Origin of the sequence: Paenibacillus hemerocallicola (genome assembly GCF_006265175.1) — a bacterium.
GTDB lineage: Bacteria > Bacillota > Bacilli > Paenibacillales > NBRC-103111 > Paenibacillus_AB > Paenibacillus_AB hemerocallicola.
Map to the genome: position 1 here is coordinate 1 of NZ_VDCQ01000089.1, position 10,940 is coordinate 10,940.

The 10,940-nt window shown below is 54.7% G+C and carries 10 protein-coding genes; 8 read left to right on the forward strand and 2 right to left on the reverse strand.

The window, feature by feature from the left end:
• Positions 1–383: 383 nt before the first annotated feature.
• The 4 genes from FE784_RS36710 (at position 384) to FE784_RS36725 (ending at position 5,248) form a co-directional block, all read left to right on the forward strand.
• Positions 384–1,445 carry a LacI family DNA-binding transcriptional regulator gene (locus FE784_RS36710; RefSeq protein ID WP_139607211.1) on the forward strand — a complete coding sequence of 354 codons (1,062 nt, stop codon included), beginning with the start codon at positions 384–386 and terminating at the stop codon, positions 1,443–1,445.
• 356 nt (positions 1,446–1,801) lie between these two features.
• A complete protein-coding gene (locus FE784_RS36715) occupies positions 1,802–3,085 on the forward strand; it encodes a CapA family protein (RefSeq protein WP_139607212.1) in 1,284 nt (427 codons plus the stop codon).
• A 38-nt stretch (positions 3,086–3,123) separates the two neighbouring features.
• Positions 3,124–4,431: an ABC transporter substrate-binding protein gene (locus FE784_RS36720; protein WP_176706783.1), complete on the forward strand. Its 1,308-nt coding sequence runs from the start codon at positions 3,124–3,126 to the stop codon at positions 4,429–4,431.
• Positions 4,432–4,468: 37 nt separating this feature from the next.
• Positions 4,469–5,248, forward strand: coding sequence for a M55 family metallopeptidase (locus tag FE784_RS36725; RefSeq protein ID WP_139607214.1), 780 nt, complete (start codon positions 4,469–4,471; stop codon positions 5,246–5,248).
• Positions 5,249–5,401: 153 nt separating this feature from the next.
• On the opposite strand, the gene FE784_RS36730 is transcribed toward FE784_RS36725, so the two are convergent.
• Positions 5,402–5,593, reverse strand: coding sequence for a hypothetical protein (locus FE784_RS36730; protein ID WP_139607215.1), 192 nt, complete (start codon positions 5,591–5,593; stop codon positions 5,402–5,404).
• Positions 5,594–5,716: 123 nt separating this feature from the next.
• Between FE784_RS36730 and FE784_RS36735 the strand changes: the two genes are divergently transcribed.
• The gene (locus tag FE784_RS36735) at positions 5,717–5,947 is read left to right on the forward strand and encodes a hypothetical protein (protein ID WP_139607216.1); all 231 of its coding nucleotides are present in this window, start codon (positions 5,717–5,719) and stop codon (positions 5,945–5,947) included.
• Between the two features lie 113 nt (positions 5,948–6,060).
• Here the strand turns inward: FE784_RS36735 and FE784_RS36740 are convergent, their stop codons facing one another.
• Positions 6,061–6,864 (reverse strand): AraC family transcriptional regulator, encoded by an 804-nt coding sequence (locus FE784_RS36740; RefSeq protein WP_139607217.1) that lies wholly within the window; start codon positions 6,862–6,864, stop codon positions 6,061–6,063.
• A gap of 61 nt (positions 6,865–6,925) precedes the next feature.
• On the opposite strand from FE784_RS36740, the gene FE784_RS36745 reads away from it, so the two are divergent.
• The 3 genes from FE784_RS36745 (at position 6,926) to FE784_RS36755 (ending at position 10,800) form a co-directional block, all read left to right on the forward strand.
• A complete protein-coding gene (locus tag FE784_RS36745) occupies positions 6,926–7,339 on the forward strand; it encodes a hypothetical protein (RefSeq protein WP_139607218.1) in 414 nt (137 codons plus the stop codon).
• Between the two features lie 337 nt (positions 7,340–7,676).
• On the forward strand, positions 7,677–9,002 hold the full coding sequence (locus tag FE784_RS36750; protein ID WP_139607219.1) for an extracellular solute-binding protein: 1,326 nt from the start codon (positions 7,677–7,679) through the stop codon (positions 9,000–9,002).
• Positions 9,003–9,501: 499 nt separating this feature from the next.
• The gene (locus FE784_RS36755) at positions 9,502–10,800 is read left to right on the forward strand and encodes an ABC transporter substrate-binding protein (RefSeq protein WP_139607220.1); all 1,299 of its coding nucleotides are present in this window, start codon (positions 9,502–9,504) and stop codon (positions 10,798–10,800) included.
• Positions 10,801–10,940: the final 140 nt, after the last annotated feature.

Here is a 10,940-nt window from a genome sequence, read left to right on the forward strand (position 1 = left end):
TGTCGATTCTTAACACTGTCTACTTAAAGGGGATAATATCATTTTCACTCTCTGACGGTTATTTAAGATTTTGCGCATATTCGAATCGTTTACCGCTATTGGGACACAAGAGTTTAATAATCAAAAAACAATGCGAACCAAGCATGCAGACGGAGTGGGACAAGCTGGCGCTCGCGAAGGGCACCGTCTTTCATTCGACGGCATTCCGCGACGTGACTGCCAGATCTGCAAGACGCTTCTAAGTTCTCGCATAAGGGGACGACCGAGGCGTCTTTTTTCTCCGTTTGGAACGAAGATCGCCCGCAAATGAACTTTGCCGGTCGTTCTGATATAATATCGGAAGGGACGGGTGAACATTCGGGCTACAAGCAGGGGAGAGCAAAATGAATAAAAACATCACGATGCAGGATATCGCCGATCATTTGAAGCTGGATCGCACTACGGTTTCCAAAGCGATATCCGGCAAAGGGACGGTATCGGCGAAAACGATCAAGCGCGTGAATCAAGCGATCGAAGAACTCGGTTACCGCAAAGACAGCTTCGCCAGCGGACTCGTGACCGGCAAAAATACGGTGCTGGCGATCGTTTTACCAGAGATCAAAAGCGGCATCAACGCCCCCTTCATTCAAAGCTTTCAAAAAAACGCCAGAAAGCATCACTATGGCGTGATTTTATACTATGTCGAGCCGAAAGGCGACAACCTGCCGATGATTTTGGAAATGCTCAAGCAGCAGCGCGTATCCGGGGTGACGTTCTTATCGGGAGCTACTACCTCCAAGGATGACGACAATTTAATCCGCTTGTTGGATTCGGGAATTGCCATAAATACGACTTCGCGAAGCTTTATCCACGAACAGATCGACGGCATTCGTTTCAATCACCTCAAAGCGGGGTTTGAGCTGACCGAGCACTTGATCAAGCTGCAGCACAAACACATTGTTTTTGTCGCGAACACGTATTCCCAAGGGACGCCTTTTGAGCGAATGGAAGGCTACCGAAAAGCGATGGAAAGCTACGGGCTCCAGCCTGTCGTGATCGGAGATGCGCACAGCACCGTGAAACCGAGCGATTTCCCCGGACTTACGAATTTTTCTTACCATACGGTGAAACGGGAATGGGACAACGTCAAAGACGCCAGCGCCTTTATCGGGTGCAACGACGAAGCGGCATTGGGCATTGTCCATCTGCTGAAGGAAAAAAACGTATCGATTCCGAAAGACTGCTCTGTAGCCGGACTTGACGACTTGTACGCCGACTTGGCGATCCCGCAGCTGACATCGATGAGATTTCCGCTCAGCGAGGGCGGCGAAAAAGCGGCGGAGCTATTGTTGAAGCGGATCGATGCCAACGGGAAGGCGGATGCAACAAACTTCCTTTTGGACTATGAACTGATCGACCGCGAATCGACGGCCATGCGCACGGCTCCCAAATCGCACCCCACCTAAAATTGTCGTTGACAGGGCGGGCAAATCTAACTACAATTTGAGTTAAATTCGTTACGGCACGCGCGTGATTTTTTTTGTCGCAGCCGTTCGACAACGACAAGGAGGTGCCGCGTACAAGTCCCAAACCCAACGCCCCCGGCTCGTTTTCTTCGATTTCGGCTAGTTGGGCGGCGAGTTAGCTATATATTTTTTCAATTAAAATCACGCGCGTGATTTTTTAAAAATAATCGTTTCGCTGATGGAGTAAATCAAAACGAATTTGCAGGAATCAACTGCAATTTTTTTATAATCAAATAATCACGCGCGTGAACTGGACAAACTGCCACCGAATTTTATCAAAAGGAGACAAACTTTTTATGACCGTTATGGACTGGACGACCGGAAAGATGAACATTTCGCAAGGCGATCCCGCAAGCCAGCAATGGCGTATGACGATTGCGGCCGATTGGGGGGCCAAGCAAATATGGGGCGAAGAAAACAAGCTGGAATCGCTGATGATCGATCATCCCGAGCAAGTATACGGCGATCTTCTGCCGTGTATCCGCCACAGCGATTTGCGGATCGTGAATGTGGAAACGGTGCTTGGCGACCGGGGCGCCCCGCTGGCCGCCAAAGGACGGGACGACAAACGTTTTTTGATCCATGCCGATGAGCGAACTGTAAATGCACTGAAGGCCGTCCCGTTCGACATCGGGTGTTTGGCCAACAACCATAGTCTGGACCTAAGCGCCGAAGGATTGGCCGGAACGATTGAAACGCTGCGGCAGGCCGGCATTCGGACTGTCGGCGGCGGAATGAGTGGCGCCGACGCGGAAAAGCCGCTGATCGCCGAGGTGAAGGGAACCCGCGTGGCGATTATCAACTGCGCGGAGGGCGAGCAATGCCGTTCGGTCGACGGCGGCCCCGGTGCTTACGGCTTGGAGCTGCATCGCCTGCACCATCAAATTCGCGAATTGCGGCAAACGGGCGCCGCCGTTATCGTGATCTTCCACGGCGGACGCGAGCATACGCCGACCCCTCCGCCCTATGTCATGCACGACTTGCGGGCGATCGCCGAGATGGGCCCGCATGCGATTATCGCCCATCACCCGCATGTGCCGCAGGGGATCGAGCTGCATCGCGGAGTGCCGATCGTATACAGCCTGGGCAACTTCGTATTTTGGCAAACGGACCCGGCGTTTTACCGGCATGCCGGCTATGTCGTGCATCTGGATTGGTCCGGCTCGACGATCACCGGCTTGGAAATCACGCCTTATCAAGTCCATAAGGACGGCGTCCGTTTGATGGGCGCGAACATGCGGGCCAAGTTTGCGGAGGATATGACGCGCGTGACCGCCCTGTTGGCCGATCCGGCCGCCATCGAGGAGACGTGGAACGCGTTTATCGACCGGATGGGCGTCGAACAAATCGCCCGATCGCTGGAAACCGGCGCGCAAGCGCTGCGAACCCGCGACCTGCCGGCAGCGTCGCGGCTGCTCAATTTGTTTTTTACCCCCGCTCACCGGGAGCTGTACATCCAGGCGATGAAGCGGGTCATGAACGGTACGTTCGGCGATTCACCCGCATGGGCGAAGGAGCTCGTCGATTACTGGCTCGACTATTCCTTGGCCGAAGCCGTCAGCCTGGATGCGAAACCGTAATCCATCTCCTCCAAATCGGGAAAAGGGAGATCACGAAGATGAATCCAAATCCATTGCGGATCAAGTTTCTTCTGCCCACTATGTTCCTAGCTGCGGTCGCCGTTTCTTGCAGCGGCCAAAGCGACACCCCAAACAGCGGCGCCAACAGCGACGTTTCGGTGAAAGCGCCTTCCGACGAGCCGGTGACAATCTCGATTCTGAACTGGAACGGGATGACCGACGCAGAGTTCGATCGGTATTATGTGAAGCCTGTAGCCAAGAAACACCCGAATATTACATTGACCTTGATCAAAAAAAATGCGGGAACGCCTCAGGATGCGATTGCCAGCCATTTGATGGCTGGCAACTTTCCCGACTTGATTTTCGTCAGCAACAAAGACATCAACGACTTTTTGCTGGCCAAAGCGGTCTCCGGCATGGACGAGCTGGTCGCATCGACTCATTTCGATTTGCAGCGGTTCGACCCCGGCGCGATCGCCTCGCTGCAACGAAAAAAGGAAGACGGGGGTTTGACGGCGATCCCTTGGGCGCAAAACGTCGGCAGCCTGTTATACAGCAAGGATGTGTTCGATAAATTCGGCATGACTTACCCGAAGGAGCTGATGACGTGGGACGAAACGCTGGAGCTGGCCCGGAAGATGACCCGCAAGGAAGGCGACGTGCAATACGTGGGGATGAACTTGTCCAGCTTGTCGCAATTCGCCCAATCGTTGTCTGTCTCTTATTTGTCTCCGAGCAACAAAGCGATTGTGGACACCCCTGAATGGAAACGAATTTTGGAATTTTACCGAACCGCCTTTGCGATTCCGGGCGGCGCGACAAAAGCTACGCTGTTCGGAACGAAGACGGTGGCGATGCAGCCGGATTGGTTGAGCGTGACGACCAACAACGCCGCCAAAGACCCCAATTTCCCTTGGGACGTCGCCGGGATGCCCAACTTTCCGGAGCTTCTGGGAAAAGGCAGGGAAATCGACACGCATTCCTTGGCGATCAGCGCCAGCAGCAAGCATAAGGAGCAGGCGTTTCAAGTCATCCAGACCGTCACCTCCGATGAAGTTCAAACGGAAATGAGCCAATACGGCCGAGTGCCGGTGCTGGCCGATTCCAAAATTTTGTCGGACTTCGGCTCGCAGGTTCCGTATTTGGCGAATAAAAATTGGGCGGCGCTGTTTAAGGTAAAGCCGGCCAAGGTGCGCGACACCATCACCCCTTACGATTCGATCGTGCTTGGCCTGATCAATCCGTTGGCCGATCGGCTGCGCGCCGGCGAAACCGACATCAACACGATGCTGCGGGAAACGCAGGAAAAAGCCGACGTCGCGCTGACCGCCGCCTTGGGCAATTAAATTTTCGCTTTTTGATGAGAAGGGGAGAGAGTTGCCGATGAAATTTTTCATATTGTCCGACCTGGAAGGCGTTGCCGGAACGGATTCGTTCACGCAGACGAGAACGAGCGATCCGGCGATGAAAGAGAGCTCCATGAGACAGCTTGCGCACGAAGTCAACGCTTGCGCGGCAGGCATTCGCACCGTCCACCCCGACGCCTTCATCGACGTTTGGGACGGACACGGCAACGGCGGGATTTTGCCCGAGGAGCTGATCGGCGTCAACTATATAGGGAGAACGCCGCCATCGAAGCCTTATTATCATCTTGTCGGATATGCGGCCATGCTGTTTGTAGGCCAGCACGCGATGGCCGGCACGATCGACGCTCCGCTCAATCACACGTATGCCTCGAAAGAAGTAATGTATTATCGGCTCAACGACGTGTTTATCGGCGAATTCGGGGCGCGGGCGTTGGTGGCCGGCATGCAAGCCGTTCCGACAATCTTTTTGGCCGGCGACGACAAGGCCACCTTGGAAGCGAGGATGTTCGTACCAGAGATCGAAACGGTCGCCACCAAGCAAGGAACAGGCGTAGAAAGCGCGATTCATCTGGACAAAGGGGAGTCGTGCGCCCGCATCCGGGAAGGAACAATTCGGGCGGTGCACCGGCTCGGGGAGATCCCGCCTTTTGCGGCCATTCGGCCTCCGTACCGGTTCGAAGCCCGGCACATGGTTCCGTTCAGCCCGGAATGGATGGCGAAGCGGCCCCAGCTCACCTATCGCGATCAGCAGACGTACACGATCGAGACGGACGATTTGAGCAAGCTGCCGTTTTGACGCGGATTTGTCGGCGAGCCTTTGCAACCGCTTACGCAGCGGATGACGACTTGATGCACGCAAACAAACCTTCAAGCGTTCCGGCCTAATCAGCCGCGCTTGAAGGTTCGTTTGCATGGACCGCCCGCGACGCGCTGCCGAAGGCGGTGCGCCTCAAAGCAGCTTGAAGCCGCTGATCAGAATTAGCGACGCCATGATCGCCCGCAGCGGCTTCTGCGGTACCTTCGTGCTCATCGCGCTTTCAAGCTGGACGGGATCAGGATCGGTTCGAAACTCGGTGAAAACCGGTTGGTCCAAATGATGCAAACGGTCGTGCACGATAGCGGAGGGCGGGTGAGCCTTCAATCTGGATGCCACCAATCAAGTGAGGTTGGGATACTTCGGAAGGACCCAGTACGGGAGTTTGTTTCTGGAGAACCGATATACTGATTTCAGCAGCTACTATCCGCATTGGACGTTGCGCAATCTGTGGCAGCGCAGCGCCCCACGAACAGAGTGTACACCGTCGTCGAGGGAGTGAAGACTTTCGCCGACGTGAGTTGCTGGCGTCAAAGCGGATTGTCGCTGGCGTTGAATGACGATACGTTCGCGCCGGAGCTGCCGGTCACTAGTGCCGAGCTATCGGAACTGATCGTCAAGAGCTTGGACTTGATCGGCAGCACCGCTTCCGATGTGGCAAATCGATCGAAGCACGAATGAGCTACCCCGCTCCGGAACGGACTGGGACCGCCTCCCAAGATAGGCTGCCAAGCGGTTTTGTGAATTCCTGGAGCGCCTCCGCCTTCAGTAGCAGTTGCCAAACAGGCTATCCATCAAGGCTTGTCCGCTTCGGGCACTTCAGTCCGGCCGCTCTGCATGTTGCGCACGTATTGTTTGGGTAAACATTGATGAAACCGTTTGAACAATTTATAAAAATACGTCATATTCGTAATCCCGACTCGGGCAGCCACCTCCGTGACGCTGAGCGATTCGGTCAGCAGCAAACGCTCCGCTTCCTTGATCCGTCTCGTATGGACATATTCCATAAACGGCATTCCGATAACGCTCTTGAAATAGCGCGAAAAGTAATGGTAACTCATACCCATCATGGTGCTGATCTGCCCCATATCGATGCGTTCTGTCAAGTGCTGATCCACATACTCCAGCACCGGGCGCAAACTGTACGTATTCATCGAACCTTCTCCCCGCTCCGGTTGACCGCCGTGACGGAGGACGAGCAACAGTAACTGCTTGATCGACAGACTGGTGGAGATTTCATAGCCGAGCTGTTTTTGTTCCGTTTCGGCAAGTATCCCCAGCATCATCTGTCCGACCTGTTCCTGCAGCGCAGGCAATTGCTTGAAGCGTGCATTGATGCGGCTTAACGGAGCGTCGATTTCCGCGAAGTACCGATGGTACATGAGCAGCGACGGATCAAGAAAAGGCGCCATCTCAAAATGCAAAATCAGGTACTCCACGTTTTCCCTGCCCACGCTCCATGTACAATGCGGCTGCGATGGTCCAATCAGCAGCATGTCTCCTTTGCCCAAAGGGTGCTTCTCGTCCTCGATCCGCATCTCTATCTTTCCGTTCAAAATGTACAGCATCTCCAACTGTTTATGGTTGCCGGTTCGCATCGACCGGACGCCGCCCCGGTTAACGGCCCAGATCGATGGTATCGTACTGGAGGATGGCACAGTGCTGCCGTCTGCCGCAACCGTTGTACTGTCGGTCTATGCAGAGGACGGTCATTCCGGACAGGGCAGTATTCAGGCATGGGTAGACGGGGCGCGCTACGCCCCCGGTTCGCCCCTTAACATCGCAGGGCGCACACAACCGTTGGAGCTGCGCATAGCGGCCGCGGATCAGGCGGGCAATACGGCGAGTAAGTTGATGACGCTTCAGCCTTCGCCGGTCTATACGCTGCAGGGACTGGAACAGATCGTGACAGAGACCAACGCGGCTGGTTTGATTCAGGATACGTTGGCTGCACAATTGCAGTACCGGCTTACGATTATCGGCATGCTGTTAGAACAGGGAACGGTGCAAACGGCTGTAGCCTATTTGGACAGCAGCAGTGGATCGCTTCGGGTTTATGCGTTGTATGCTTAAGGGTTTCTTTCATCCCAAAAATCTCGGATGTATATCGCGGAGGGCTGAAAGTGAAAGAAAAATTGTTGTGATTGGAAGGTTATTCCATTTATGAGACGAAAGGGCATCGCCGGTTTCAATTTTAGTTTATGGAACCACCTTCGGACATACGGAATCTGGCAGCCGGGCGGTCCCCCCTCCCCGAATCCATTGATTCCTGTAATAGTTTACTGTACGATGAGTAGAAACCGGCCCGCCGCCGGGAGGGAGCCGGTAAACCGGAAGGCGGAAAACGCCGCTGTGCCGAAAGGGGGAAACGGTTACGGCCAAGCCGACAAACGCAGAGTTTGAACGTAAAATGGAGCATATGGTTAACGTGCTTCGCCAGGAAATATTGCGCGGCGTCTATACGGCGGGGGATTACTTGCCGTCTGAGACGGCACAGGCGGAACGGTTCGGATTGAGCAACAAGTCGGTGCGCAAAGGGCTGGAGCAGCTGGTCGCGGAAGAGCTCATCGAGAAAATACCGAAGGTCGGGAGCCGGGTCAAGCGCAGAGGCGAAGTTACGATAACGCTGGCCTACGGCAGCACGAATCTGCGCGATATGGAGCAGGAGGGACTGCTGGCCGATTTTCAACAGCGGTATCCGTGGATCAAGGTGGAGGCGAAACCGTATCGTTCGCTGCCCGATCTCGACGGCGACGGAGAATGGGGTCGCACGGATTTGTTCATCTTGAACAATGACCACTTTGAAACGTTGCAAAACCGCGATGAACTGGACCGGCTGGAGCCGCTTGAGGCGCCGAAGGACGCCTATCCGTTTCTGGTCAGCCAGTTTGTCCATGACGGACAGATGCTGGCACAGCCGCTTGTGTTCTCTCCGATCGTGCTGTGCTATAACAAAGCCCATTTCCGGGAGTGCGGCTTGCCGGAGCCGGATGGGAGCTGGACCTGGGACGATCTGGTGCACAATGCCGAGCTGCTGACCAACGACAGCGGGCGGTACGGCTTCAGCTTTCATTTGCCGGACCGCAACCGCTGGCCGATCTTCCTGCTGCAAAGCGGGGAGCGTTTCGAATGGGACAGGGGACGACTGCGGGATATACGCGGCACGAAGCTGCTGGACAGTATACGCAGCTGCAAGCGGCTTGTCCGAAACCGGGCGATTTCCCCGCTATTTATGTGGGAGAGCAACGGCGAGATTACAGCGATGTTTCGGACGGGCAAAATTTCGATGATGCTATGCAGCTACCTGGGCATGAACATGTTGAAGCATACCGATCTGGAATACGACATATCGCCGATTCCGTTTTTGTATGAGCCGCGCACGCTTGGCATTACACTGGGGATCGCCGTAAACCGGCAATCGGCCCATAAGGACGAGGCGCTGCTGCTCGTCCAATACTTGGTGTCGGAGCGGGGGCGCCGCTATATACTCGATCATACGCTGAGCATTCCCGCCTACCGTCAGAAAAGCATAAGCGCCGTGAAGCCGGGGCTGAATTGTCCGAGCCGGTTTGCGATTTATCGCGAAATGCTGTTCTCGCTGCGCACGCAGCGCGATTTGAATTTGCCGGCGGCGGTGTTTCCCGCGCTGTCGAATTTGCTGCGCCAGTATTGGGCAGATCTGATCGACGAGCGGGAGCTGTGCGAGCGACTCTCGGAGGAGCTTGCGGTCGAGTAGGCGCGCGAAGTCGGGCGGAGGGGCCGGGTCGGTCTCAGGGGAAAGGAACGAAACGTCGGAGGCGGGCTCCGACGTTTTTCGTCGTTTCGGAGTGTTTGGCAAGTTGACGCATGAGCCGCTTTGTAAACATGCCCAGGTAACAACGTACTAAAGGGCCGAAGGTCCTGGACTGCATCCGAAGTGGGAGACGCAGAGATAGCCAATCTCTGCCTTTCTGTTCCGCTTCCCGATCACCCGGGGCATTGATGCAACCTGACGCGGACAACTTCCTTTCCATGCAATAGAGGCCAAACTAGCTAACTAAATCTAGTGTATGATTATAAATAAATATAATGGTTATTTAATGTATTAAATAGTATTTGACATATATATAATCCACATATATGATCTATTTAAGATTTGTGCGGTAAATAAATGTTCGTCTAGGCCCCTTGTGACCTTTTTTGCAGTTTTTGCCGTACATAATCGGAATAAATGTAGGGGGAGTTGATTGTACTGTATGAAAAGGTGGTATAAAGTCGGCATTCTAGTATCTATCTGTTTTGTAACCGCTTGCGGAGGGAAAGGAGGTGAGTCCGGAGCGTCGCCGACGCCCGAACCGAAAAAAGACCCGTTCACGATGACGATTTATGCCGCAGGCGTGAAGCCGGAGGAGTTCGACAGCCGGTTCCGGGAGACGCTGGAACGGAAATTTCCGCATATTAAGTTCGAGTACAAGACGAACACGGCCGGGAACGCGCTCAAGGATTTGGTGGCGACAAACTCGATTCCCGACCTGATCCGCACCGACATCCCGGGGCTGCTCAGCGGCTATCTCGACTACCAGATCGGCGAAGATTTGAATCCTTATGTGAAAGCGCATTCGTACGATTTGAAACGGTTCAACAAAGTGTTTATCGATGAAATTCTCGAAGCGGCTCAAAGCGACGCGCTGTACGGCTTGCCGGTGCCGCCGTATTTTCCGCAGGTGCTGTATTACAATAAAGGGCTGTTCGACCGCTTCGGCGTGGCTTATCCGACAGACGGCATGACATGGGATGACGTGTACGAATTGGCGAAGCGGATGACGCGCGTGGACGGCAGCCAAGTATACCGCGGCTTCAGCTCGGCGACGGGAACGGTGCTGCGCGACAATACGCTGTCGATGTCGGTTCTGGACCCGGCCAAAGACGGGCTGGCCGATCAGACCAAATGGAAAACGCTGTTTGATAACTTGCTGCGGCTGTACCAAATTCCTAACAACAAGATCGAAAGCACGTCGGCTCTGGAGTCGGCGATTTTCGGCAAAGGCTTCTCTGCGATGAACGCGGCGTCCCATAATATCTATTCGGTCATTCCGCCTGAGGTCGACTGGGATATCGTAAGCGCCCCGGTGCATGCGGGCGGGCCGAAGCTGATGGGCCAGCGCGGACCGGCATACTGGTCAATCGCCAATACGAGCAAGCACAAGGAGGAAGCGTTCGAGGTTATTATGGCGATGCTGGCGGACGAGGTGCAGCTGCAGGATTCGCGCAGCGGCATACCGACCGTGCTGAACAACAAATCGATCCAGAACGAGTTGGGCAAGGGACACCCGGTGTACGGCACAAAAAATATGAAGGCGGTCAGCTTCTATGAGCCTAGCATGTACCCGACCAAACGCCAAAAAGGATTGACTCCGGTTGCGGACGGCACGCAAACCAATTTGTTGAATGACGCGTTCCGCAGTACCGCCGAAGGCAAGGTCGATGTGAACACAGCTCTGAGGCAGTTGGACGAGAAGCTCAAGCAAGAACTGGAGAAGGAACGCGCCAAGTAATGGCGAGCGATGATGAAAAGGAATCCAGTCATCGTCTAACGCTGATAAAGGTGTGAGCCGGAATGCAATCTACTCGACAGGCAGGATGATTATTTCGCAGCAGTCTCTCGGCGGTCGGAAAGCTTGCCGGATCAGCAAGC